The organism is Rhodococcus sp. P4_C10, from assembly GCF_056402135.1.
The window spans coordinates 49,792-73,645 of record NZ_JBFUHZ010000016.1 but is presented as its reverse complement, the minus strand read 5'-3'; the positions used below and the strand labels follow the sequence as shown (position 1 = coordinate 73,645).

Below are 23,854 nucleotides of genomic sequence, written 5' to 3'. Positions count from 1 at the left end.
CGCTTGAGTATCGAACTTTAGTCAATTAGGCTGCCTAAAAGGTTCGTACGAAGGGTTGGCGTAATGGGCGACGGTACGACAGGTTCGGTCCCGGGGAGCACGGGTACCCACGGCGCGGACATTCTGGTGTCCCCCGAGGTCCTTGCTCTCCGGGACGACATCACGACGTTCTTCCGGAGACTGCGCAAGGAGCGCGCCGACCACAAGCTCACCCCCTCGCAGTTGCAGGCGCTCGCGCACCTCGAACGAGAGGGCCCGATGACGGCCCGGGTGCTGGCCGACTTCGAGCAGGTGACCCCGCAGTCGATCGCCCGCACCCTGGCCCTGCTCGAGGACGGGGCGATGGTGACCCGCGGTCCGGATCCCGCGGATGCACGCGCCAGCCTGGTCTCGCTGACCGAGTCCGGCCGGCGGATGCTCATCGAGGACCGGGAACGCCGCTCGCTGTGGCTGGCCGAGGTGCTCGAGAACGAATGCACCGAGCACGAACGCGAGCTTGTCTTCCTGGCCGGGCGGATCCTGCGCGACCTCGGCGCATCCGGCCCGGCGTCGGGCGGGCGCGGGTGAGCACGACGACCGCGACCACCGTGGCCGCCGCGCCGGTCGCGGCGCGGGCGGTGCCGCGGTCCATCTCGTTCGGACTGGGCTCCGGCGCCATGCTGCAGGCACTCAACTCGTCGATGATCGCGGTGGCCATCGTGGGCATCGCGGCGCACTTCGGGTCCACCTCGGGAATCGCGTGGGTGATCTCCGGTCTCTACATCGCGACCGCGGTGACCTCGCCCGTCGCGGGCACCCTTGCGGCCCGGATCGGCCCGCGGAAGGTCTACCTCGCGGGACTGGTCCTCATCGCGGTGGGGGCCGTGCTCGGGGCGATGGCGCCCACGCTCGGGTGGTTGATCTTCGCGCGGATCCTGCTCGGGATCGGCACTTCCAGTCAGTACCCGGCCGCGATAACGATCGTCCGGATGATCGCCGACCGCCGGGGCGGTCCGACCGGGTCGGCGCTGGCGGTGCTCAACGTCTGCTCGCAGGCGATGGTCGCCTTGGGTCCGACCGTCGGCGGCGTGCTGGTCGGGCTGTTCGGGTGGCAGTCGATCATGTGGGTGAACCTGCCCCTGGTGCTGATGACCGCGGTCTGGGTCCTGTCGGTGGTGCCGAAGGATCCGGTGGGAGCGTCCGGCGCCGGCGGTCTACGGTCCGCGCGGGCACGTCGGGACTTCCTTCGGTCCCTGGATCCGGTCGGCATGCTCGTCTTCCTCGGGTTCATCACCGCCACGATGTTCTTCCTGCTCTCGCTGACCACCGATCCGCTATGGCCGCTGGTGCCGGTGCTCGTCGGGCTGACCGCCGCGTTCGTCCGCTGGGAGCTGCGGGTCCCGGCGCCGTTCATCGACGTCCGCACGGTCGCGCGAAATCGCGCGCTGTGCCTCACCCTCGGCCGGACGTTGCTCACCTACACGGCCTTCTACTGCGTCTTCTTCGGTCTGCCGCAGTGGCTGCAGGGCGCCCGGGGGTTCTCCTCCGGCACCGCCGGTCTGCTGATGTTGCCGATCGCCGGCGTCGGCATCGGCGCGACCGTCCTCGCGACGCGACTGTACGGGGCGCGAGGTGCGCGACCCGTTCTGTTCGTCGGCACCCTCGGCCTCACCGTGGGCGGCCTGGCGCTGGTCTTCCTCGGGAGTACCTCGACCCCGGTGGTCGTGCTCGTGCTGGTCGCCTGCGTGCTCGGAATCCCCAACGGGTTCAACAACATGGGCAACCAGAACGTGATCAACGCGGTCACCGGTGTGCGCGAGGTCGGCACCGCGCTCGGGATGTACCGCACGGTCCAGTACATCGGCGCCAACCTGGCCGCCGTGGTGATCGAACTGACCACCCGCGGGGTGGTCGGGGACGAGGGCCTGCACCGGCTCGGGACGGTGATCGCGGTGATCGGCGTGGTGCTGTTGGTGGGTGTGATCGGCTCGCGCACACTGCGTGTGCCGGTCCCCGTGCTCGACGCCGGCGCGAGGGTGAGGGCCGGGTCGGAGGCGTAGCGGTCGGCCGCCGGGGCTGCGCACTAGCATTCGGGGCATGCCCAACAACCTCGCCGACGCCACCTGGCCGGACGTCGGGGCACGGCGGCCCGCGCTGGCGGTCCCGGTCGGGTCGCTCGAACAGCACGGCCCGCATCTGCCGTTGGACACCGACACCCGGATCGCCACGGCGGTCGCGGCCGCCCTGTCGGGGTTCGCGCTCGCGCCCGCCATCGCCTACGGGGCCAGCGGCGAGCACGAGGGGTTCGCGGGCACGGTCTCGCTCGGCACGTCGGCGCTGCAGGCGACGGTCGTCGAGTACGGCCGTTCGGCGTGTCGCTGGGCCCCGCGCGTGTTGCTCGTCAACGGCCACGGCGGCAATGCCCCCGCCCTCGCCGAGGCGGTTGCGTTGCTGCGTTACGAGGGCCGGGACGTGGCCTGGGTGCCCTGTTCGGTGCCCGGCGCGGACGCCCATGCCGGACACACCGAAACGTCACTGCTGCTGCACCTTTCGCCGGACGCCGTGCGTCCTGACCTGGCCGAACCCGGAGATCGCCGGCCGATCGGGGAGATCCTGCCCGCGCTGCGAGAGGGCGGCGTCGCGGCGGTCAGCCCCAACGGGGTGCTGGGCGACCCGACGGGATCCACGGCGGCCGAAGGGGCACTGGTGTTCGAGCAGATGGTGGCCCGTTGCCGAGCCGCCGTCGACCGCTGGAAACCCGATGCCAACGGGATGTTGCGGTGAGAGCAGATCCGAATACGATCACCTGATGCGTCAAGCCCGGCTACCCGACGGATTCGGGGTGCGGATCGACCCGAGAGTGCGTGCCTTCTCCGGGGGACAGGTCCTCATCGGCGGTACCCCCACTCGCATGCTCAAGCTCGCGCCCACCGCCGCCGCGATGATCGGCGACGGCTACCTCAAGGTGGTGGACTCGCAGTCCGCCGCGGTCGCGCGGCATCTCCTGGACTCCGGGGTGGCCAATCCGCGGCCGATGAGTTCGCCGTCGATCCGGGACGTCACCGTGGTCATCCCGCTCCGCAACAACGCGGCGGGCCTGAACCGGTTGCTGCCCGCCCTGCGCGGACTCGAGGTCATCGTCGTCGACGACGGCTCCGACACCCCGGTGACACCGCCGCCGGTCACCGACGGACGCGGCAGCGTGCGGGTGCTCCGACACGAGACCTCGCAGGGGCCGGCCGCCGCTCGGAACACCGGAATCGACTCCGTGACAACCGAATTCGTGGCGCTGCTGGACTCCGACGTGGTGCCGCGGTCGGGCTGGCTGGACGCGATGCTCGGTCACTTCAGCGACCCCGGGGTGGCAATGGTCGCCCCGCGGATCGTCGCGCTGGTGCCCGAGGGTGGCGCGATCGCCCGCTACGAGCATGCGCGGTCCTCCCTGGACCTGGGCCGCAAGGAGGCGTCGGTGCGGGCCGGCGGCGCGGTGTCCTACGTGCCCAGCGCCGCGATGGTGGTGCGGCGCTGCGCCCTCGACGACTGCGGCGGGTTCGACACCTCCATGCACGTCGGCGAGGACGTCGACCTGTGCTGGCGCCTGCACGACGCGGGCTGGCGCCTGCGCTACGAGCCGATCGCCCGGGTCGCGCACGACCACCGGGTCTCGTTCCGGAACTGGTTCGGCCGCAAGGTGTTCTACGGAACCAGCGCGGCGCCGCTGGCCTCCCGGCACGCCGGGTTGGTGCCGCCGGTCGCGATGTCCTGGTGGACGCTGGCGTCCTGGGTCCTGCTGGCAACGGGCACCCGGATCGGCGTGGTCGGTGCCCTGGTGACCCAGACGGTGACGGTGGTCCGGCTGCGCCGCACCTTCCGTGAACTGGACAAGCCGACCCGGATTGCCCTGGTGCTGGCGGCGCAGGGGCTGGCCGGCGGGGCCTGGCAGTTGGCCTCGGCGATGTGCCGGCACTACTGGCCGGTGACGGTGTTCGCGGCCGTGGTGTCCCCGCGGGTGCGGCGCGCGGTGCTGGCGGTCGCGATCGCCGAGGGCGCGGCCGACTGGTGGACGCATCGAGAGCCGGGCGGGCTGGGCCCGGTCCGGCACGTGCTGTTCAAGCGGCTCGACGACATCGCCTACGGCACCGGGCTCTGGCGCGGTGCGGTGAGCGACCGCAGCCTCGCCGCGCTGACGCCCCGACTGAAGGGCTGACCCGCGTGCCGGCCCCGGCGCCGGTGGCCGACGTGATCGTCGTCGGCGGTGGGTCCGCAGGGTGCGTGGTCGCGGCCAGGCTCAGCGAGAACCCGGACCGCACAGTCGTTCTGGTGGAAGCCGGCCCACCCGCCCCGGCCCCGGGCCCGGTCGGGACGCTGCCGGTGGGCCCCGCGAGCGAACTCACCTGGACCTACCCCGCCGAACTCGAACCGGGGATCCCGACGACCCTCGCGCGTGGGCGGGTGCTCGGCGGGTCCGGCGCGGTCAACGGCGGGTATTTCGTGCGAGGCGCGGCAGCCGACTTCTCGCGCTGGCCGGCCGGCTGGTCGTACCAGGCGGTGCTGCCGTACTTCCGGCGACTCGAGACCGACCCGGTGGGCGAGCGGCGCTGGCACGGCGACGCCGGCCCGATGCCCGTCACCCGCACACCCGCCGAGGACCTGCACCCGGTCAGTCGTGCGTTCGTCGCGGCGTGCGCCTCGGCCGGGTTCGGGTACCGGGCGGACCTCAACGAGCCCGACGCCGTCGGGGTGGGTCCGGTGCCGCGCAATGCCGCGTCGGGACTGCGGGTCAGCACCGCCGAGGCCTACCTCGGCGCCGGCCCGGCCCGGCCCAACCTGCGGGTGCACACCGGAACCACCGCGCGCAGGCTGCTGTTCGCCGGCCCCCGGGTGGTGGGGGTGGAGGTGGAAGAGCAGGGACGGCGGCGGGCGCTGCACGCGGACCGGGTGGTGGTGTGTTGCGGCGCGGTCGCCACCCCGCACCTGCTGATGCATTCGGGTATCGGTCCGGCGCAAGAGCTTTCGGCGCTCGGCCTCGACGTGCTGGTGGACAGTCGGGGAGTCGGCAGGGGATTCACCGACCACCCGGAGGTCACGGTCGGCTACCGCCGTCGCCCGCTGCCACATCGGAGCACCACGCCGCTGCTGGAGACGGTGCTCGAGGCGGACCTCGACACCGGGCCGGTGGAGTTGCGGCCGTACACCGCCACCTTCGGTGAGGCGATCCCCGGTGTGGTGGATCCGCTCGGCCGGCTCGGGGTGGCGTTGATGCGCCCGGACAGCCGCGGCGAGGTGGTCCTGCGCTCCGCCGACCCGGCCGCCGCGCCGCTGGTCCGGTACCGGTACCTGCGGACCGCCGCGGACCGCGTGGGGATGCGCGCCGGGCTCGACCTCGCCGAGCGACTGCTGCGCTCGGATGCGTTCGACGGGTTGCTCGAGCCACCGGAACCCGGCGCGGCGGCCGCGGCCATGCGCGCCGGCGTCGGTACCTCGATGCACCTGTCGGGCAGTTGCCGGATGGGCAGCGGGGCGCACCCCGGTGACGTGGTCGACGAGCGCTGCCGGGTGCTGGGGGTGCAGGGGCTCTGGCTGGCCGACACCTCGGTGATGCCGGAGCTCACCTCCCGTGGGCCGCATGCGACGGCCGTGATGATCGCGGAGCGGGTGGCCGATTTTCTCGAGATGTGACCAGTCTGGACGCCTGACCAGCTCTTCCTCCGCCGGCCGCCGTGTGATTGGCATTACAGTGGGCCCTGACGTCATGGAGGAGACCGAGTGACCAGACAGCCGCACGGCAACCCCTGGGTGGCCGTTCGACCGGGTGATGATGTCGCGCAGTTGGCACGCACGAACTCGAACGCGCACAGCTCGTTCGTGGACGGCGCGTTCGCCGACGGGGCGGCGGGCGACGGCGATCCGGACCGCCCCGGTGTGCGCTCGGTGGTGCTCGACTCCTGGCTGCGTAGCCGGAGCAAGGGCGTCGACCCGGACGGCCGCGAGGCCGTCGTCGACCTCGGCGCCGACGAACTCGAGCGGTACCGGTCCGCGCATCCGATGGCGTTGATCCGGCCGGTGGTGCGCAAGCTGCTGGTCGAGGACACGGCGGACACCGGACTGCTGGTAGCGATCAGCGACGCCCGCGGCCGGCTGCTGTGGGTGGAGGGCGACTCCGCGGCGAAGGACCGTGCCCTGGCGATGAACTTCGCGGAGGGCGCCGACTGGAGCGAGGAGCGGGTCGGGACCAACGCGCCCGGCACCGCCATCGCGCTCGACCACTCCGTGCAGATCTTCGGGGCCGAGCACTTCAGCCGCACCGTGCACGACTGGAGTTGTTCGGCGGCCCCGGTGCACGACCCGATGACCGGGCAGATCATCGGCGCGATCGACATCACCGGTGGCCCCCGGGTCGCGGTGCCGGAGGTGCTGGCCCTGGTCCGCGCCACGGTCGCCGCAGCGGAGTCCGAGTTGCGACTGCACCTGCTGAACTCACCCCGGCTGCTCGGCGCGGGACCTCCGCGCCTGCAGGTCCTCGGGTCCGAGCGGCCCACACTCGTCCGCGACGGCGACCGGGTGACCCTCTCGCAGCGGCACGCCGAGATCCTGCTGCTGCTCGCCGACCGGCCGGAGGGCCTGAGCACCGACCAGCTGGCGATGCTGCTCGACGAGTCGGACCTGGACTCGGTGACCGTGCGGGCCGAGATGTCCCGGCTGCGCAAGGTGTTCGGCGCGCAGGGCCTCGGGTCGAGGCCGTACCGACTGCTCACCGACCTGGTCTCGGACGTCGGGGAGGTGCGGCGCGCGCTCGGCCGGGGCGACGCGGCGGCGGCCCTGGCCGCCTACCGCGGGCCGGTGCTGCCGGGTTCGGTCTCACCCGGCGTCGAGGACATCCGTGAGCAGCTGCGCAGCGGAATGCAGGCAGCCCTGCTGCGCGGCGGGGACGCCGCGCTGCTGGCCCGCTGGACGTCGACCCCCGAGGGCCGCGAGGACACCGCCTCCTGGACCGCCTACCTGTCCTCGATTGCGCCGGACTCGCCGATGTATGCGCAGGTCAGGGCCCGGGTCGAGATGCTCGACCGCAAGCTCGGCGGATGACTTCGCCGAACGCAACGTTGTTGCAACCATCCGACTCGTAGTGTTCTGGATCACAGCCCCTGTTCTGGTCAAAACCCCAGGGGTCGTGGTCCGACGCACCTGCCCGGGCCTGGCCCCGAACACACACGAGGAGTCATCGATGACTGTGTACGCCCGCCCCGGTACGCCGGATGCAGCGGTGTCCTTCCAGTCCCGTTACGACAACTGGATCGGCGGACAGTGGGTAGCGCCCGTGAAGGGCCAGTACTTCGAGAACCCGACGCCGGTCACCGGCGAGAACTTCTGCGAGATCGCCCGCGGCACCGCCGAGGACATCGAGCTCGCCCTCGATGCCGCCCACGCCGCGGCGCCCGCCTGGGGCAAGACCTCGGTCGCCGAGCGCGCGGTCATCCTGAACAAGATCGCCGACCGGATGGAGCAGAACCTCGAGTCGATTGCGCTCGCCGAGTCCTGGGACAACGGCAAGCCGATCCGCGAGACCCTCAACGCCGACATCCCGTTGGCCATCGACCACTTCCGGTACTTCGCCGGCGCCATCCGCGCCCAGGAGGGCTCGCTGTCGGAGATCAACAGCGACACCGTCGCGTACCACTTCCACGAGCCGCTCGGCGTGGTCGGCCAGATCATCCCCTGGAACTTCCCGATCCTGATGGCCGTGTGGAAGCTTGCGCCCGCGCTGGCCGCCGGAAACGCGATCGTCCTCAAGCCCGCGGAGCAGACCCCGGCGTCGATCCTGCACCTGATCGGCATCATCGGCGACCTGCTGCCCGCCGGCGTGCTCAACATCGTCAACGGCTTCGGCACCGAGGCGGGCAAGCCGCTGGCGTCGAGCCCGCGGATCAAGAAGATCGCGTTCACCGGCGAGACCACCACGGGCCGGCTGATCATGCAGTACGCCTCGCAGAACCTGATCCCGGTCACCCTCGAACTCGGCGGCAAGAGCCCCAACATCTTCTTCTCCGACGTCCTCGCCGCAAACGACGACTACCAGGACAAGGCGCTCGAGGGCTTCACGATGTTCGCGCTCAACCAGGGCGAGGTCTGCACCTGCCCGTCGCGCGCCATCATCCAGGCCGACATCTTCGACGAGTTCCTCGCGATGGCCGCGATCCGGACCAAGGCCGTGCGCCAGGGGAACCCGCTCGACACCGACACCATGATCGGCGCGCAGGCCAGCAACGACCAGCTCGAGAAGATCCTCTCGTACATCGAGATCGGCAAGGCGGAGGGCGCCCAGCTGATCACCGGCGGCGAGCGGGCCGACCTCGGCGGCGACCTGGCCGGCGGCTACTACGTGCAGCCGACCGTGTTCACCGGAAACAACAAGATGCGCATCTTCCAGGAGGAGATCTTCGGACCCGTCGTCTCGGTGACCTCGTTCAAGGACTACGACGAGGCCATCGAGATCGCCAACGACACGCTCTACGGTCTCGGCGCCGGGGTGTGGTCGCGCGACGGCGGCGTCGCCTACCGGGCCGGACGCGACATCCAGGCCGGCCGGGTGTGGACCAACACGTACCACCAGTACCCCGCGCATGCGGCGTTCGGCGGCTACAAGCAGTCCGGCATCGGTCGCGAGAACCACCACATGATGCTCGACCACTACCAGCAGACCAAGAACCTGCTGGTGAGCTACGCGCCGAAGGCGCAGGGCTTCTTCTGAGTCCTGCGGCGCAGTGAACGACCGGGGCGCCCGCGTCCCTGCCCCTCGGCGGGCGCCCCGGTTCCCCTACCAGTGGTGCAAGGAGGACCTGATGTCCGAGACGATGAAGGCCGCGGTGGTCCACGAGTTCGGCAAGCCCCTCACGATCGAGGACCTGCCGATCCCCGTGCCGGGCCGCAACGAGGCGCTGGTGAAGGTCGCGACCAGCGGCGTCTGCCACACCGACCTGCATGCCGCGAACGGCGACTGGCCGGTCAAGCCGAGTCCGCCGTTCGTGCCCGGTCACGAGGGGGCTGGCACCGTGGTGGCGCTCGGCGAAGGAGTCACCGAACTGGAGGTCGGGCAGCGAGTCGGCAACGCCTGGCTCTGGTCGGCGTGCCTGGAATGCAGGTTTTGCCGCACCGGATGGGAGACCCTCTGCGAGAAGCAGGTCAACGGAGGCTATTCCGTCAACGGTTCGTTCGCGGAGTACATGCTGGTCGATTCCCGCTTCGCCGCCCGCATTCCGGACGGGGCCGACCTGGTCGAGGCCGCGCCGGTGCTGTGCGCGGGCGTCACGGTCTACAAGGGGCTCAAGGTCAGCGATCTCGAACCCGGTCAGTGGGTGACCATTTCGGGTATCGGCGGCCTCGGTCACCTTGCGGTCCAGTACGCGGTGGCGATGGGACTGCGGGTGGCGGCCGTCGACGTGTCGGCTGACAAACTCGAACTCGCCCGCCAGTTCGGCGCCGAAGTCCTGGTCAACGCGGCCGAGGAGGATCCGGTCGAGGTGATCCAGGCAGCGACCGGCGGCACCGACGCGGTGCTGGTGACCGCGGTGCATCCCGAGGCGTTCGGGCAGGCCATCGGCATGGCCCGACGAGGCGGGACGATCACCTTCAACGGGCTGCCGCCCGGCGACTTCCCGGCACCGATCTTCGACACGGTGCTCAAGGGCCTGACCCTCCGCGGATCGATCGTGGGCACCCGGCAGGACATGGCCGAGGCGCTCGACTTCTACGCCCGCGGCGCGATCAAGCCGACCGTGCACGTCCGTCGACTCGAGGAGATCAACGACGTGTTCGACGAGTTGCGTGCGGGCAAGGTCGACGGCCGCATCGTCCTGGACTTTGCGTGAGCGAGGTGCCCGGCCGCATCGTGGCGACCGTCGGTGCGGTCGGGCTCCTGCGCCGGCTGGCCGGTGTCCACGGGGCGCTGATGATGCACCAGTCCGGCGGATGCTGCGACGGCTCGGCGCCGATGTGTTACCCCGCAGGGGAATTCATCGTCGGCGACCGTGACGTACTGGTCGGGCTCCTCGATCTCCGGCTCGCCGCGGGGGAGAGCGCGAACTCGTTGCCCGACGGCGTCGACGCCGTACCCGTGTGGATCTCGGGTTCCCAGTTCGAGGTGTGGCAGCACACCCAACTTGTGCTCGACGTGGTCCCGGGCCGCGGCTCCGGGTTCAGCCTGGAGGCGCCGGAGGGCCTGCGGTTCCTCAGCCGGGCCCGAGCCTTCACCGCGGACGAGGTCGCGGCGCTCGCGGCGGACCCGCCCCTCACCGGCGAGCAGTGGGAGCAGGGCGCTCGCCCCGCCCCGCCTGCCGAGCCGCAGGTGGTGACGGAATCGGTCGAGGCCTGCCCGGTGCCTGCGACGCGAACCCGCGGTGCTGCCGCGGATTCGACCCACGTCAGCGGCGGCCTGCCGTAGGCGAGGCGTCGCACCGCCCGCGACCTGGCCGGTCGCCTCCTGTCCCAGCCCTCCCATCCTCCCTCGACGCGTACCCCCGCCGGTGCCGCAGCCCCGCTGCCACTGGTGGTGCCTCCCCGTGTCGTGTGACCATCTATCCGAAGGAGGAGGTCGCCATGGCAATCACCGTCAGCAAGCCCTCACACGAGGATTTTCACAACGAGGACAGCGAGTACCTCGCGAAACGCACGCTGAAGTCCGGTTCCGCGGGCTGGTTGCTGCTGGCCGGACTCGGTGTCAGCTACGTGATCTCGGGTGACTACGCCGGCTGGAACAACGGACTGGCGCACGGCGGCTTCGGCGGCCTGCTCATCGCCGGCATCGTGATCGCCGCGATGTACCTGGCCATGGTGCTCGGCATGGCCGAGATGTCCTCCGCGCTGCCCGCGGCGGGTGGCGGCTACACCTTCGCCCGGCGCGCCCTCGGCCCGTGGGGCGGATTCGCCACCGGCACAGCGATTCTCATCGAGTACTCGATCGCGCCCGCGGCGATCGCCACCTTCATCGGCGGCTATGTGGAGTCCCTGGGCCTGTTCGGGATCACCGACGGCTGGTGGGTGTACCTGGCGGTGTACGCGATCTTCATCGGCATCCACCTCACCGGTGCCGGCGAGGCGCTCAAGGCGATGTTCGTGATCACCGCGATCGCGCTGGTCGGCCTGGTGGTCTTCGCGGTGTCCGCGTGGGGCCTGTTCGACGCGAGCAACCTCACCGACATCCCCGTCGACACCTCGGCGGTCGGTGCGTCGTCCTTCCTGCCGTTCGGTGCCTTCGGTATCTGGGCCGCGGTGCCGTTCGCGATCTGGTTCTTCCTGGCCGTCGAGGGTGTCCCGCTCGCCGCCGAAGAGGCCCGCGAGCCCGAGAAGAACGTGCCCCGTGGCATCCGGATCAGCATGCTGCTGCTGATCGTGACCGGTGCCGGCGTGCTGTTCCTGGCCACCGGCGCGCTCGGGGCGGAGGCGCTGTCCACCTCCGGCAACCCGCTGGTTCAGGCGCTCGGCGACGGGGGAGCGGCCAAGGCCGTCAACTACATCGGCCTCGCCGGCCTGGTCGCCAGCTTCTTCTCCATCATGTACGCGTACTCCCGGCAGACCTTCGCGCTCTCGCGCGCCGGCTACCTGCCGACCCGCCTCTCGGTGACCAACTCGCGCAAGGCGCCGGTCCTGGCACTGATCGTGCCGGGCATCGTCGGCTTCGTGCTCTCGCTCACCGGCGAGGGCGCGATGCTGCTGAACATGGCGGTGCTCGGCGCGGCCGTCAGCTACGTGCTGATGATGGTCAGTCACATCGTGTTGCGCCGGCGTGAGCCGGACATGCCACGGCCCTACCGCACCCCCGGCGGCATCGTCACCACCTCCTTCGCGCTGGTGATCGCGGTCGGCGCGGTGATCGCGACATTCCTGGTCGACGTGACCGCGGCGATGTGGACAGTGGCGGCGTTCGCGGCCTTCATGGCCTACTTCGGCCTCTACAGTCGACACCACCTGGTGGCGAACTCCCCGGACGAGGAGTTCGCGATGCTCGCGAAGGCCGAGGAGGAACTCGAATGACGACCTACCGTCAGCAGATCCGGGGCGTGACCCACACCTTCGACGGGCTCGTCGAGCTGATGGCGAAGGCGACGCCGCTGCGCAGCGGCGACGAGCTCGCCGGGTGCGCGGCAGCCTCGGACGCCGAGCGGGCGGCGGCGCAGTGGGCGCTCGCGGAGGTCCCGCTCGAGACGTTCCTGCAGGAGCCGCTGGTGCCGTACGAGACCGACGAGGTCACCCGGCTGATCATCGACTCGCACGATCGTGTTGCGTACCAGGCGATCTCGCACCTGACCGTCGGTGGCCTGCGGGACTGGTTGCTGGCCGTGGCTGCCACCGACGGGGCCGCGGCGATCCTGCGTGCCGTGGCGCCGGGGCTGACGCCGGAGATGGTCGCCGCGGTCAGCAAGATCATGCGGAACCAGGACCTGATCGCGGTGGCGCGGGCGGTGGAGGTCACCGCGGCGTTCCGCACCACCGTCGGCCTGCCCGGCCGGCTCAGCACCCGGCTGCAGCCGAATCACCCGACCGACAACCCGCGTGGCATCGCGGCCGCCACCCTCGACGGGCTGCTGCTCGGCTGTGGCGACGCGGTGATCGGGATCAACCCGGCGACCGACTCGCCGCACGCCACCTCGGACCTGCTGCACCTGCTCGACGACATCCGCACTCGCTTCGACATCCCCACCCAGTCCTGCGTGCTCTCGCACGTGACCACGACGATGGACCTGATCGCCGAGGGTGCACCCGTCGACCTCGTCTTCCAGTCGATCGCGGGTACCGAGGGCGCCAATTCCGGTTTCGGCGTGAACATCTCGTTGCTGCGGGAGGCGAACGCCGCGGGCCGCTCCCTCGGCCGTGGCACCGTCGGCGACAACGTGATGTACCTCGAGACGGGCCAGGGTTCGGCGCTGAGCGCGGGCGCACACCTGGGCACCGGGGGCCGGGCGGTGGACCAGCAGACCCTCGAGACCCGGGCCTACGCGGTGGCCCGCGACCTGCAGCCGCTGCTGGTGAACACGGTCGTCGGCTTCATCGGGCCCGAGTACCTCTACGACGGCAGACAGATCGTCCGGGCCGGCCTCGAGGACCACTTCTGCGGCAAGTTGCTCGGCCTGCCGATGGGCGTAGACGTCTGTTACACCAACCACGCCGAGGCCGACCAGGACGACATGGACAACCTGCTGACCCTGCTGGGTGTGGCGGGCGCGGCCTTCGTGATCGCGGTTCCGGGCGCGGACGACGTGATGCTCGGCTACCAGTCGCTGAGCTTCCACGATGTGCTCTACGCGCGCCGGGTGCTCGGGCTGCGCCCCGCCCCGGAGTTCGAGGCCTGGCTCGCTCGCCTCGGCATGACCGACGCGTCGGGGCGGGTGCTGCCGGTGGACGCGGCCGCCTCGCCGCTGCGCGCACTGACGGGGGCATAGGTGAACATCGAACAGCGGGGCCACGAACCGCAGGACCACGACCCGGGCGACCGGGTCCAGCCCGGCGACCCGACGGGCGACTTCTGGGAACAGTTGCGGCGCAGCACCCAGTCCCGGATCGGTCTCGGCCGGACCGGTGACTCGCTGCCGACGAACCGGGTGCTCGAGCTGCGTTCTGCGCATGCGGCCGCCCGCGACGCGGTGCACCTGCCGCTGGAGGTCGACGGACTGGCCGAACGGATCGAGGCGATCGGCCTGGGACACGCGGCGCGGGTGACAAGCCGGGCATCGAGCCGGGCGGAGTACCTGCGCCGGCCCGACCTCGGGCGGCTCCCTGCCGACCTCGCGGTCGTACCGCAAAGCGGTGCGGATCTGGGTTTCGTTCTGGGCGACGGGCTTTCGCCACTGGCGTTGAGCGAGCACGGCGGGCCGCTGCTGGCCGCGCTGGTCGCGGAGCTGTCCGAGCACTACTCGATCGCGCCGCCGGTGATCGCGACGCAGGCCCGGGTGGCGCTCGGCGACCACATCGCCGAGGCGATGGGCGTACAGACGGTGATCGTGCTGATCGGCGAGCGTCCCGGGCTGTCGGTGGCGGACAGCCTCGGCATCTACCTGACCCACCGGCCGCGGCCGGGCCGCGCCGACGCCGACCGCAACTGCATCTCCAACATCCACCCGCCCGAGGGGCTCGGGTACACCGAGGCCGCCCGGGTGGTCGCGGGCCTGGTGTCCGGGGCACGGCGGCTCGGCCGCTCCGGCGTCGACCTGAAGGACACCTCCCGCTCCGACGCGTTGACCTCGGGTGGGGGACTCACCATCGAGTGAGCAGGGTCCTCCGGACCGACCTCGCGATCGCGTCCGGCGAAACGACGTCCCCGGCCCCGCGGGCGATGGATGATGGGGCGCGAATCAGCTTCGTCACACGTGGAGGAGAACCATGGGCAAGCTCACCGGTCAGGTCGCGTTCATCACCGGCGCGGCGCGCGGTCAGGGACGCGCACATGCCGTGAAGATGGCATCGGAGGGCGCCGACATCATCGCGGTCGACCTGTGCGCACCGGTCGCGACCGCCGGGTACGACATGGCCACGGAGACGGACCTCGCCGAGACGGTCGCGCTGGTGGAGGCCCAGGGGCGGGGCATCGCCGCGACGGTGGCCGACACCCGCGACCTCGATGCCCTGCAGAAGGCCGTCGACGCCGGGGTGGAGCGTTTCGGACGACTCGACATCGTCGTCGCCAACGCCGGCATCGCCGCGTCCCCGAAACTGTCCTGGGACCTCACCGCCGACGAGTTCCGCGAGATGATGGACATCAACGTCACCGGGGTCTGGCAGAGCACCAAGGTCGCGATCCCGCACCTGCTGGCGGGCGGCCGCGGCGGGTCCGTCGTGCTGATCAGTTCGATGGCGGGCCTTCGCGGGGTGCCGGGGATCGTGCACTACTCCACCGCCAAGCACGCGGTCCGGGGGATGGCCAAGTCCTTGGCGAACGAACTGGCGTGGGCGAACATTCGCGTGAACTCGGTCCACCCCGGCAATGTGCGGACCACCATGATCGACAACGAGGCGATGGTGCGCGGGTTCCGCCCGGACCTCGAGAACCCGGTGCTCGCGGACACCGCGGCGATCATGCAGAAGCTCAACCTGTTGCCCGAGCCCTGGGTCGAGGCCGAGGTGATCGCCGACGCCGTCCTGTTCCTGGTCGGCGACACCGGTCGCGGGATCACCGGAATCGCCCTGCCGGTGGATCTCGGCACCGCGGAGAAGTTCGCCGGCGGATAGGCGCTGCGCCGGCGGGCACCCTGCGCCGGGGTGCGGCGGACCCACCAGCGTGGGCGCCGTCCGACGCGCTTCATATGGTGTACGTCATGAGCGTGAATCGAGAGGCCGTCGAGTTCCGCGGCGGCGCAGGGTCCATCGCGGCCGACCGGTGGCTGCCGGCTGCCGGCGCCGCGGACCAGGGCGTGATGCTGATGCTGCACGGCGGCGGTCAGACCCGGCACTCCTGGAACCGCGCCGCGGCCGACCTGTCCGCGGAGGGCTGGACCGTGTACACGCTCGACGCCCGCGGGCACGGCGACAGCGACTGGTCGGCGGAGGGCGACTACCGGCTCTCCGAACTGGTGGCTGACCTGCGCGGGGTGATCGACCAGCTCGACGCCCGGCCGGTGCTCTTCGGTGCCTCGCTCGGCGGGATGACCGGCCTGGTGGCGGAGGGCGAGAACCCCGGCACCGTGCGCGCGCTGGTCCTGGTGGACATCACCCCGAAGGTGGAACCCGAGGGTGTGCAGCGGATAGGCGACTTCATGCGCGGGAACCCGGACGGGTTCGCCAGCCTCGAGGAGGTCGCCGACGCGGTCGCCGCTTACCAGCCGCACCGGACCCGCCCGAAGAACGTCGAGGGCCTGCGCCGCAATGTCCGCGAGCGTGACGGCCGGCTGTACTGGCACTGGGACCCCGCCCTCACCAAGCCGCGCGCCGGCAGCATCACGCCGGCCGACAACTACCCGCGGATGGTGGACGCGGGCCAGGCCGTCGAGGTGCCGACCCTGCTCGTGCACGGCGACCGGTCCGACATCGTCAGCGCGGACGGGGTGGAGGAGCTGCTCGCGTTGATCCCGCACGCGCGGGCGGTCAACGTCTCACAGGCGGGGCACATGGTCGCGGGCGACGACAATGCGATCTTCGTGCAGCAGGTCGGGGGCTTCCTGGCCACCCTGACGCAACCGTCGGTGCCGCTCGCGGAATAGTTTGGTACCCCCGGGGACAACACAGTCGGTACCCCCGGGGACAAAACAAGGAGATACGCAATGGCATTTGCAGGAAACGTCGACGAACTCGCCCTGCTCCAGACGGTGCGGCTCAAGGGCGCGGTGACCGCCGACCTGCTCGCCGCGCAGCTCGGCGTCTCGGCTGCCTCCGCGCAGGCCGCACTCGACGCGCTGCTGGCCGCCGGCCGCGCCGCCGATTCCGGTGACGGCGCGGTCGCGCTGACCGAGTCGGGTGTCGCCGAGCTCACGGACCAGCTCGACGCGGAGCGGGTGTCCATCGACGAAGACCTGTTCGCGGAGGTCGTCGAGCGGTTCGAGCCGCTCGATGCGGAGTTCGCCGACGTCGCGGGCGACGCGGCCGCAATCGCCGACCTGGACCGCCGGGCATCGGACATCTTCGACGACGTCTCGGCCTACGTGCCGCGGCTCTCGCGCTACCAGGAGCTGCTGGCCGACTCGCTCGCGGACGCCGCCGCCTACACGGTGGTGTGGTCCGAGCTGCGCCAGGAGATCCTCAGCGCCGCCGGCCGCTAGCGCGCTCGTCAGTCCCGAACGGCCGCGGTGGCCGACGGCTGATGCCGTCACCGCTCGCGGGCGTTCGGGACACCACCCCGGGGACATCACCCGGACCGGTCAGCCCCGTTCGCGGTATCCGTCGACGAACACGGTCACCACGTCGCGTGCCATCTTCTCGGCGGGGTACTCCGCGGAGGGGTGGTACCACTGCGACGCCATCCAGACGGCGTTGCGCAACAGCATGTGGAACACACGCTGGTCGACATCGGCGCGGAAGGTTCCCTCGGCCACCCCGGCCGCAATGGTGTCGGTCCAGAATGACTCGAGTTCCGCGGCGGCAGGCCCGAGATCGGCCTCCACCATCTGTTCCTGCATGTAGTCCAGTTCGTTCTGCCAGATCCGGGTGGCGTGCGGATGCGCCTCGGCGGCGGTGAGGGCGGTGAGAACCAGCACCTCGAGCCGCGAGGTCGGGTCCTGGCCTTCGGTCAGGGCCGCACCGAAACGTTCCCGCAGGTCCTGGAGGTACTCCTGGATCACCTCGACGACGATCGCCTCTTTGGAGGGGAAGTAGTGGTAGAGGGTGCCGGAGTAGACGCCTACCGAATCGGCGATCTGCCGGACGGTCGTCGACGCAACGCCCTTGGCGGCAAAGACTTTCGCCGCGCAGTCGAGAATCTGGCGTTTGCGCTCCTGCGGATCCATGTGGCCACCATATCGGGTGTCCGCTGAGCTGATCGAACGCTTGATCAGTCACGTGACGGGGTCCACACTTCGGCTCGGTCCGGCGCCGCCGGACCGGAAAGTCGGCGAAGGGGCGGACATGGGCGTGTTGGACGGCAAGGTGGCGCTGGTGACCGGCGCCGGCCAGGGCATCGGGCGCGGCATCGCGACCGCACTGGCGGGGGAGGGCGCCGCGGTCGCGTTGGTGGGCAGGTCGCTCGACAAGGTGGAAGCCGCCGTGGCGGAGATCCGCGACCGTGGCGGCGCGGCGGCGGGATTTCGCTGCGACGTCACCGATCCGGATCAGATCGATCGGACCGTGGCCGAGGTGGTCGGTGCGTTCGGCGGGCTCTCGATCCTCGTCAACAACGCGCAGACCCCGGCGCACGGGCGCCTCCTCGACCTCGACGAGGGCGTCTACGGTGAGGCCACGGCGTCCGGTCCGATGGCCACCTGGCGGATGATGCGCGTGTGTCATCCGCACCTGCGTGGCGACGGCGCGATCGTCAACCTCGCCTCCGCGGCGGGCGTGCAGTGGGATCCGTCGGGATTCGGCGGCTACGCGGCGGCCAAGGAGGCAGTCCGGGTGTTCACTCGCACCGCCGCGTGTGAGTGGGGTGCCGACGGCATCCGGGTGAACGCGATTCTGCCGCTGGCCCGCACCGCGATGCTCGACGAGTGGGAACAGTTGTCTCCCGCAGAGTTCGAGGCGTATCTCGCGACGATCCCGCTGGGTCGACTGGGCGATCCCGAGGACGACATCGGGCCCGCGGTGGTCTTCCTGTGCAGCCCGGCCTCGCGGTACGTCACCGGGCATTCCCTCACGGTCGACGGAGGGCAGGCGCTGATGCGCTGACAGCGCCGGAAAAGATTACAGCTCAACGGAACAAGGGCTACGGATGTGCGCCGGATCTTCATAGTCTCGCTCGGAAACCCCGATCGGAAGGACCGCGGCATGCAGGAGCTCGACTGCCAGAAATGTGGGAACCGGGTGCTGGTGGAGAAGTACAGCCCGACCCACACCAGCGTCCAGTGGATCGAGGACGCCGAAGACCGGTGCGCGGAGTTCCGCGCGCTGGCGGAGCGGGGCGTCCGCAGCGCGGACGTGGCCAGCTGCACCGCGCTGCGGGCCACCGTCGCTGCCGCGGTCCGCGAGGGCCGCCTCGTCGAGTCGGGGCGCAGCTGCCCGACGCCCGGCCGCCTGAACTGACCGATCAGACACGTCGAACAGGCTGGGACAGCCCCCGGCCGGCACGTCAAACACAATGGAGGAAATATGAGCGTGGAATCGGCCGTGGAGCCTGAGGTCCGCAACATCGAGGCAGGCTCCAACCCCACCCGCTACGCCCGGGGTTGGCACTGCGTCGGCCTGGCGAAGTCCTTCCGGGACGGAAAGCCGCACCAGCTGAAGATCTTCGGCACCGATCTGGTGGTGTGGGAGGACAGCAAGGGCGAGCTGAACGTGCTCGATGCGTTCTGCCGTCACATGGGCGGAAACCTCGCCATGGGTGAGATCAAGGGCGACGACATCGCCTGCCCGTTCCACGACTGGCGCTGGGGTGGCAAGGGCAGGTGCACCGCGATTCCGTATGCGCGCCGGGTTCCCCCGATCGCGAAGACCCGAAGCTGGATCACGCTGGAGCGCAACGGATTGTTCTTCGTCTGGAACGACCCGCAGGGCAACCCGCCGCCGGCCGAGGTGACCATCCCGGAGATCGAGGGCTGGGGGACCGACGAGTGGAGCGACTGGACCTACACCTCGTTCGTGGTGGAGGGGTCGAACTGCCGTGAGATCGTCGACAACGTCGTCGACATGGCGCACTTCTTCTACGTGCACTTCCAGATGCCCGAGTTCTTCAAGAACGTCTTCGAGGGTCACGTTGCCGCGCAGCACATGCGCTCGTCCGGCCGCGACGACATCCAGACGGGTGTGCAGTTGGACATGCCGGACGCGGAGACGGTGTCCGATGCGTTCTACTACGGTCCGTCCTTCATGCTCGACACGGTCTACACGATCGCGGGTGGCAACAAGGTCGAGACCAAGCTGATCAACTGCCACTACCCCATCAGCCAGGACTCGTTCGTGTTGCAGTTCGGCACCTCCGTCAAGCGGATGGAGGGGGTCTCCGACGAGGAGGCGTCGGCCATGGCGACGATGTTCACCGAGGGCGTCGAGGTGCAGTTCAAGCAGGACATCGAGATCTGGAAGCACAAGTCTCGGATCGAGAACCCCCTGCTGACCGAGGAGGACGGCCCGGTCTACCAGCTGCGCCGCTGGTACAGCCAGTTCTTCGTGGACGTCGAGGACGTCACCCCGGCCCTGCGCGTCTGCGCAGGGGGCACAACCTCTTTGGCGCTCGGGGCGCAAGCGTCTGCCAGGGGCCGTCGTCAGGCCGGGATGCTTCGGGGCGGACGTTGTTCGGTCATCCGCCGCCACGTGGCGAGCGCCGCCATCCGGACCGGCGCCACCAGCGCCGAGCTGTTGATCTTGTCGGTGGGCCCGCAGGCCGAGATCGCCCCGACCGTGGTGCGTGCGTCGCCGATGGCGGCGGCCACACAGGAAACGCCGAGGACCGTCTCGTCGCGGTCGTGCGCCACGCTGCGTTCGCGGATGCGGGCGAACTCGCGCCGCAGTTGCGCGGGATCCGAGATGCTGTGCGGAGTGGCAGGGACGGTGTGCGGCGCGATCAGTGTCTCGGGGTCCGCCCCGGTGCCGGCCAGGATCGCCTTCCCGAGCGCGGTGTGGATGGCAAGCTGTCGCCCGCCGACGCGCGAGGGCAGCGACATGGTGAACCTGCTGCCGATCTTCTCCAGGTAGAGGACGTCCGATCCGTCGAGTACGGCGAGGTGGACGACCAGCCCCGTGGTCGACTGCAGCTGGTGCATCACCGGCAGGGCTGCGCGGTGCACGCTGTCGTGATGCAGTGCGAGAGAGCCGAGTTCGAACATCTTCATGCCGAGCTCGTAGGCGTGGCCGCGCCTGCGCACCCACTGCACCCGCACGAGTTGCACGAGCATCCGGTGCGTGGACGAGCGGGGGAAGCCCGTGCGCCGTGACAGCTCCGACAGGGTGAGCCGTTCGCAGTCGTTGAAGGCGTCAAGCAGGATCGAGACGCGGTCGATCACCGCGACCGCGGAGTTTTCGTCACCCGACATGGCTTCCTGGTCCTCCAGTGGTGAGGTGTCAACGAACGTCGAATGCGCCCGGCGGTCATTGAGCAAGCGATCAATCAATCAGTGTCCGGCGACTATACCAACGGACGTGACGACGGTCACGCGGCCCTCGGGTCGCGCCCCCGCTCGGTCTGTCCGTGCAGGTCAAAGGGTGGACTGTCGGTACTGGGAGTCGAGACGGCAGGTGGCCGACCACGGTGAGGACGAGCCACCTGCCGCGGTGGGTGCGACTACGGGCGCGTCGGGGCCGAGATGCCCTCAGTCAGCACCTCGCGCCCGGCGGCACCGCCGTCGAGGAGTCGATTGGTACGCGCCGTCACCCGCCAACCGTCGGCGGCCCGGGCGAGTTCCCAGCGATTCGCGCTGAGTCGGCTGACGGTGAACCCGTCGGCATCGGGGTTCTTGGTGATCAACTGCGAGTAGAGAGTGGCGACCGCGGTGTCGCCGGTGACGATGAGGTGCGCGGGGCCGGTGACGTGCCCACAGCCGCCACGGACGAACCCCCTATGCATGTCCGACCCGACCATGGCCTCGATCTCGGTGCGGCCGCGCAGGAAGCCGGTGTCGACGTCGTAGACGCCGTCCTGCGTCCAGATCCCGGACACCGCCTCGGCGGCGCAGGTGTCCACGGCCGGCCCGTAGGAGTAGATGAGCTGCAGGATGTCGGACCTGTCCGTGAGTTCGCGGACCTGGTGTTCGAGCGCGAGCAGGCGCGCTTCGACGTCGGAGTGGGAGATGTCGGGCATGGCAGTTCCTTACGGGGTCGGCGATTCGGTCGGATCAGTTCTATGTCCGGTTGGCCGCCGCGGGCGCTGCCGGTCCCGGTGAGCTGGACCCGGGTTTGTCTCCGGTGGTGTGGGGGCAAGTGTCATTGGGGGACAAGTGTCATTGGGGGACAAGGGAAAACGGTCCACCCAGTTCGGTGTTCCGTTGATCGGGAAGGTCCGATACAACGGGGGCGCGGCTCACTACCGTCGCGGTGAGGGGACTGACCGTCCGCCGCAGGTTCTGTTGCACGGGTGCGGGCCTGGGGTGACGGGCCGGCGGAACTGCCGCGGCGTGCTTGCCGTCCTGAGTTGACCCAGATCGTCGAAGAATATTGCGCACAAAAGTTTTCAGTACAGGAAATGTGAGGAAGCAATGGGACAGGTACTCGACCACATCATGGCGCACGCGGACGAGATCCGTGCCCAGGGTCCCGAGGGCGACAGGTTGATGCGACTGTCGGACACCTCGGCGAAGATCCTGCGGGACTCCGGCGTGATCCGCATGCTGGCACCCAAGGAGTACGGCGGTCTCGAGGCGCACCCGCGCGAGTTCGCGGAGACCACGATGGCCATCGGTGCGCTCGACGGCGCAACCGGCTGGGTCGCCGGCATCGTGGGCGTCCACCCGTGGGAACTGGCGTTCTTCGACACCAAGGCCCAGGACGAGATCTGGGGCGAGGACAACGACATGTGGATGGCATCCCCGTATGCCCCCATGGGCGTCGCCAGGCCGGTCGACGGCGGCTACATCCTCAACGGCAAGTGGTCATTCTCCTCGGGCACCGACCACTGCGGCTGGATTATGATCGGTGCGGCCCTCGGCGATGCCGACGGCGCAATGCTGATGCCCCCGAAGGTGCTGCACGTGCTGCTGCCGCGCTCGGACTACGAAATCGACCCGGACAGTTGGGATGTCGTCGGCCTGCGCGGGACGGGGTCGAAGGACCTGATCGTCTCCGACGCCTTCATCCCGTCCTACCGCACCATCGACTCGGAGACCGTCTTCGACGGCACCGCTCCCAAGATCGCCGGCCGCAGTGAGACATTGTTCAACTTCCCGTTCTCCTGCATCTTCCCGTTGGGCATCACCTCCTCGCTGATCGGCATGGCCGAGGGCGCTCTGGCCTGTCACATCGCAGCCCAGAAGGAGCGTGTCGCGGTCACCGGCATCCCGATCAAGGAGGACCCGTACGTCCTCTACGCGATCGGTGACGCCGCAGCGGAGATCGCGGCCTCGCGGGCCGCGATCCTCGAGACCGTCGACCGCTTCTGGGACAGGACGGAGAAGGGCCAGGAGGTCACCTTCGAGGAGCGGGCCGTCGGCCGCCGTACCCAGACCGCGGCTGCCTGGCGTGCGGTGCGGGCCGTCGACGAGATCTTCGCCCGATCCGGCGGCGGCGCAATGCATCTGAAGACCCCGCTGCAGCGCTTCTGGCGGGATGCGCACGTCGGCCTCTCGCACGCGATCCACGTGCCGGGGTCGATCTTCCACTCGTCTGCGCTGGTCCAGCTCGGCGGTGAGCCGCAGGGCGTCCACCGCTCGATGATCTGACTGAGAGGTACCACCATGACAGAGATCAAGCAGCTCGGATACCTGCGTATCCAGACCGCCGACCCGGTTCGCTGGCGGGAGTTGGTTGTCGACGGGCTCGGCATGGCCGTCGGCTCCGGACCCGAGGAGGACGGACTCTACCTGCGGGTCGACGAGCGGCGAGCCCGGCTGGTCATCCTGCCCGGTGAAGCCGACAGAGCGCTCGCCGTGGGCTGGGAGGTGCGGGACCAGTTTGCCCTGCAACGCGTCCGGGAGTCCGTCGAGAAGGCCGGGATCGAGGTCGAGGTGCTGTCCGAGGAGGAGTCGCTGTACCGCGACGCCGAGCAGGTCATCGCCTTCGACGACCCGGTCGGCACCAGGGTCGAGGTGTTCTTCGGCCCGGTGCTCGACCACTCGCCGGTGGTCACCGGTCACGGCGGTCGCTGGGTGACGGGGGAGCACGGCCTCGGTCACGTGGTCCTGCCGACGGCGAGGTTCGGGGAGTCCTACGACTTCTACACCGAGGTACTGGGCTTCAGGCCGCGCGGTGCGATCCGCCTCGACGCGCCCGGTCCGGCGCAGCGGGTGCGGTTCCTGGGCGTGAACCGGCGGCACCACAGCCTGGCGCTGTGCCCGGCGCCGCCGACCGAGGCTCCGGGCATGGTGCACCTGATGATGGAGGTCGACACCCTCGACGCGGTCGGTCAGGCGCTGGACCGGGTAGGCAGGCTCGGCTTCTCGATCTCGTCCACGCTGGGTCGGCACACGAACGACAAGATGGTCTCGTTCTACGTGCGGGCACCCGGTGGCTGGGACCTCGAGTTCGGCACCGAGGGCATGCTCGTCGACGAGGCCTACTACACGGCATCCCGGTGCCGCGCGCGGCCGTCTCGCCGGAACCCCCCCGGGGGTGACGTGGGTCACGGCACCCCCTTTTTGGGGGTGGTTCGGGGGTGAGCCAGCTC

Annotated in this window: 22 protein-coding genes and 1 pseudogene; 20 read left to right on the top strand and 3 right to left on the bottom strand. The window is 70.1% G+C overall.

The genetic code is table 11. From position 1 onward, the window contains the following. Positions 1–126: 126 nt before the first annotated feature. The 15 genes from AC1DWC_RS13085 to AC1DWC_RS13015 all read left to right on the top strand — a co-directional run bounded on the left by AC1DWC_RS13085 (position 127) and on the right by AC1DWC_RS13015 (position 16,715). Entirely contained in the window at positions 127–567 is a 441-nt protein-coding gene (locus AC1DWC_RS13085) for a MarR family winged helix-turn-helix transcriptional regulator (protein WP_477908932.1), read from the top strand. Next, positions 564–2,039, top strand: coding sequence for an MFS transporter (locus AC1DWC_RS13080; RefSeq protein WP_477908626.1), 1,476 nt, complete (start codon positions 564–566; stop codon positions 2,037–2,039). Before AC1DWC_RS13085 ends, AC1DWC_RS13080 begins: the two co-directional genes overlap by 4 nt. Before the next feature lie 37 nt (positions 2,040–2,076). Then, positions 2,077–2,763 carry a mycofactocin biosynthesis peptidyl-dipeptidase MftE gene (gene mftE / locus AC1DWC_RS13075; RefSeq protein WP_477908624.1) on the top strand — a complete coding sequence of 229 codons (687 nt, stop codon included), beginning with the start codon at positions 2,077–2,079 and terminating at the stop codon, positions 2,761–2,763. Positions 2,764–2,788: 25 nt separating this feature from the next. Next, positions 2,789–4,186: a mycofactocin biosynthesis glycosyltransferase MftF gene (gene mftF, locus AC1DWC_RS13070; RefSeq protein WP_477908622.1), complete on the top strand. Its 1,398-nt coding sequence runs from the start codon at positions 2,789–2,791 to the stop codon at positions 4,184–4,186. A gap of 5 nt (positions 4,187–4,191) precedes the next feature. Next, positions 4,192–5,658: a mycofactocin dehydrogenase MftG gene (gene mftG, locus AC1DWC_RS13065; RefSeq protein WP_477908620.1), complete on the top strand. Its 1,467-nt coding sequence runs from the start codon at positions 4,192–4,194 to the stop codon at positions 5,656–5,658. A gap of 87 nt (positions 5,659–5,745) precedes the next feature. Continuing rightward, positions 5,746–7,062, top strand: coding sequence for a sigma-54-dependent transcriptional regulator family protein (locus AC1DWC_RS13060; RefSeq protein ID WP_477908618.1), 1,317 nt, complete (start codon positions 5,746–5,748; stop codon positions 7,060–7,062). A 139-nt stretch (positions 7,063–7,201) separates the two neighbouring features. Then, positions 7,202–8,725, top strand: coding sequence for an aldehyde dehydrogenase (gene adh, locus AC1DWC_RS13055; RefSeq protein ID WP_477908616.1), 1,524 nt, complete (start codon positions 7,202–7,204; stop codon positions 8,723–8,725). A 91-nt stretch (positions 8,726–8,816) separates the two neighbouring features. After that, the gene (adhP, locus tag AC1DWC_RS13050; RefSeq protein WP_477908614.1) at positions 8,817–9,842 is read left to right on the top strand and encodes an alcohol dehydrogenase AdhP; all 1,026 of its coding nucleotides are present in this window, start codon (positions 8,817–8,819) and stop codon (positions 9,840–9,842) included. Beyond that, on the top strand, positions 9,839–10,414 hold the full coding sequence (locus AC1DWC_RS13045) for a DUF779 domain-containing protein (protein ID WP_477908612.1): 576 nt from the start codon (positions 9,839–9,841) through the stop codon (positions 10,412–10,414). Before adhP ends, AC1DWC_RS13045 begins: the two co-directional genes overlap by 4 nt. A gap of 155 nt (positions 10,415–10,569) precedes the next feature. Continuing rightward, positions 10,570–12,003, top strand: a complete 1,434-nt coding sequence (eat, locus tag AC1DWC_RS13040; protein WP_477908610.1) for an ethanolamine permease — start codon at positions 10,570–10,572, stop codon at positions 12,001–12,003. Beyond that, positions 12,000–13,409 (top strand): ethanolamine ammonia-lyase subunit EutB, encoded by a 1,410-nt coding sequence (locus AC1DWC_RS13035; RefSeq protein WP_477908608.1) that lies wholly within the window; start codon positions 12,000–12,002, stop codon positions 13,407–13,409. The genes eat and AC1DWC_RS13035 overlap by 4 nt, the downstream gene beginning before the upstream one ends. Positions 13,410–13,415: 6 nt before the next feature. Then, entirely contained in the window at positions 13,416–14,234 is an 819-nt protein-coding gene (gene eutC / locus AC1DWC_RS13030; protein WP_477908930.1) for an ethanolamine ammonia-lyase subunit EutC, read from the top strand. A gap of 112 nt (positions 14,235–14,346) precedes the next feature. Further along, entirely contained in the window at positions 14,347–15,192 is an 846-nt protein-coding gene (locus tag AC1DWC_RS13025) for a mycofactocin-coupled SDR family oxidoreductase (protein WP_477908606.1), read from the top strand. An 86-nt stretch (positions 15,193–15,278) separates the two neighbouring features. Beyond that, on the top strand, positions 15,279–16,160 hold the full coding sequence (locus tag AC1DWC_RS13020; RefSeq protein ID WP_477908604.1) for an alpha/beta fold hydrolase: 882 nt from the start codon (positions 15,279–15,281) through the stop codon (positions 16,158–16,160). Between the two features lie 60 nt (positions 16,161–16,220). Next, positions 16,221–16,715: a hypothetical protein gene (locus AC1DWC_RS13015; RefSeq protein WP_477908602.1), complete on the top strand. Its 495-nt coding sequence runs from the start codon at positions 16,221–16,223 to the stop codon at positions 16,713–16,715. A gap of 99 nt (positions 16,716–16,814) precedes the next feature. Here the strand turns inward: AC1DWC_RS13015 and AC1DWC_RS13010 are convergent, their stop codons facing one another. After that, positions 16,815–17,399 (bottom strand): TetR/AcrR family transcriptional regulator, encoded by a 585-nt coding sequence (locus AC1DWC_RS13010; protein ID WP_477908600.1) that lies wholly within the window; start codon positions 17,397–17,399, stop codon positions 16,815–16,817. A 118-nt stretch (positions 17,400–17,517) separates the two neighbouring features. Here AC1DWC_RS13010 and AC1DWC_RS13005 point away from each other — a divergent pair, with 118 nt between their 5' ends. From AC1DWC_RS13005 to AC1DWC_RS12995, 3 genes and pseudogenes are all read left to right on the top strand, one after another. After that, on the top strand, positions 17,518–18,273 hold the full coding sequence (locus AC1DWC_RS13005; protein ID WP_477908598.1) for an SDR family NAD(P)-dependent oxidoreductase: 756 nt from the start codon (positions 17,518–17,520) through the stop codon (positions 18,271–18,273). A gap of 99 nt (positions 18,274–18,372) precedes the next feature. After that, positions 18,373–18,627 (top strand): hypothetical protein, encoded by a 255-nt coding sequence (locus tag AC1DWC_RS13000; protein ID WP_477908596.1) that lies wholly within the window; start codon positions 18,373–18,375, stop codon positions 18,625–18,627. Between the two features lie 66 nt (positions 18,628–18,693). Next, a pseudogene (locus tag AC1DWC_RS12995) lies at positions 18,694–19,731 on the top strand (3-ketosteroid-9-alpha-monooxygenase, oxygenase component); the annotation flags it as partial. A 74-nt stretch (positions 19,732–19,805) separates the two neighbouring features. Here the strand turns inward: AC1DWC_RS12995 and AC1DWC_RS12990 are convergent. Continuing rightward, positions 19,806–20,573: an IclR family transcriptional regulator gene (locus AC1DWC_RS12990; protein WP_477908594.1), complete on the bottom strand. Its 768-nt coding sequence runs from the start codon at positions 20,571–20,573 to the stop codon at positions 19,806–19,808. Between the two features lie 248 nt (positions 20,574–20,821). Further along, the gene (locus AC1DWC_RS12985) at positions 20,822–21,337 is read right to left on the bottom strand and encodes a nuclear transport factor 2 family protein (RefSeq protein ID WP_477908592.1); all 516 of its coding nucleotides are present in this window, start codon (positions 21,335–21,337) and stop codon (positions 20,822–20,824) included. A 394-nt stretch (positions 21,338–21,731) separates the two neighbouring features. Between AC1DWC_RS12985 and AC1DWC_RS12980 the strand changes: the two genes are divergently transcribed. Further along, positions 21,732–22,910 carry an acyl-CoA dehydrogenase family protein gene (locus AC1DWC_RS12980; RefSeq protein ID WP_477908590.1) on the top strand — a complete coding sequence of 393 codons (1,179 nt, stop codon included), beginning with the start codon at positions 21,732–21,734 and terminating at the stop codon, positions 22,908–22,910. A 15-nt stretch (positions 22,911–22,925) separates the two neighbouring features. Then, positions 22,926–23,846, top strand: coding sequence for a VOC family protein (locus AC1DWC_RS12975; protein ID WP_477908588.1), 921 nt, complete (start codon positions 22,926–22,928; stop codon positions 23,844–23,846). Positions 23,847–23,854 lie beyond the last annotated feature (8 nt).

What these genes read in the sequence shown, in the direction of transcription:
- eat (WP_477908610.1), top strand. Translation starts at nt 10,570, where the DNA reads ATGGCAATCACCGTCAGCAAGCCCTCACACGAGGATTTTCACAACGAG.
- mftF (WP_477908622.1), top strand. Translation starts at nt 2,789, where the DNA reads ATGCGTCAAGCCCGGCTACCCGACGGATTCGGGGTGCGGATCGACCCG.
- AC1DWC_RS13035 (WP_477908608.1), top strand. Translation starts at nt 12,000, where the DNA reads ATGACGACCTACCGTCAGCAGATCCGGGGCGTGACCCACACCTTCGAC.
- AC1DWC_RS13020 (WP_477908604.1), top strand. Translation starts at nt 15,279, where the DNA reads ATGAGCGTGAATCGAGAGGCCGTCGAGTTCCGCGGCGGCGCAGGGTCC.
- adhP (WP_477908614.1), top strand. Translation starts at nt 8,817, where the DNA reads ATGTCCGAGACGATGAAGGCCGCGGTGGTCCACGAGTTCGGCAAGCCC.
- AC1DWC_RS13015 (WP_477908602.1), top strand. Translation starts at nt 16,221, where the DNA reads ATGGCATTTGCAGGAAACGTCGACGAACTCGCCCTGCTCCAGACGGTG.
- AC1DWC_RS12975 (WP_477908588.1), top strand. Translation starts at nt 22,926, where the DNA reads ATGACAGAGATCAAGCAGCTCGGATACCTGCGTATCCAGACCGCCGAC.
- AC1DWC_RS12985 (WP_477908592.1), bottom strand. Translation starts at nt 21,337, where the DNA reads ATGCCCGACATCTCCCACTCCGACGTCGAAGCGCGCCTGCTCGCGCTC.
- adh (WP_477908616.1), top strand. Translation starts at nt 7,202, where the DNA reads ATGACTGTGTACGCCCGCCCCGGTACGCCGGATGCAGCGGTGTCCTTC.
- AC1DWC_RS13010 (WP_477908600.1), bottom strand. Translation starts at nt 17,399, where the DNA reads ATGGATCCGCAGGAGCGCAAACGCCAGATTCTCGACTGCGCGGCGAAA.
- AC1DWC_RS12980 (WP_477908590.1), top strand. Translation starts at nt 21,732, where the DNA reads ATGGGACAGGTACTCGACCACATCATGGCGCACGCGGACGAGATCCGT.
- AC1DWC_RS13000 (WP_477908596.1), top strand. Translation starts at nt 18,373, where the DNA reads ATGCAGGAGCTCGACTGCCAGAAATGTGGGAACCGGGTGCTGGTGGAG.
- mftE (WP_477908624.1), top strand. Translation starts at nt 2,077, where the DNA reads ATGCCCAACAACCTCGCCGACGCCACCTGGCCGGACGTCGGGGCACGG.
- AC1DWC_RS13005 (WP_477908598.1), top strand. Translation starts at nt 17,518, where the DNA reads ATGGGCGTGTTGGACGGCAAGGTGGCGCTGGTGACCGGCGCCGGCCAG.
- AC1DWC_RS12990 (WP_477908594.1), bottom strand. Translation starts at nt 20,573, where the DNA reads ATGTCGGGTGACGAAAACTCCGCGGTCGCGGTGATCGACCGCGTCTCG.
- AC1DWC_RS13025 (WP_477908606.1), top strand. Translation starts at nt 14,347, where the DNA reads ATGGGCAAGCTCACCGGTCAGGTCGCGTTCATCACCGGCGCGGCGCGC.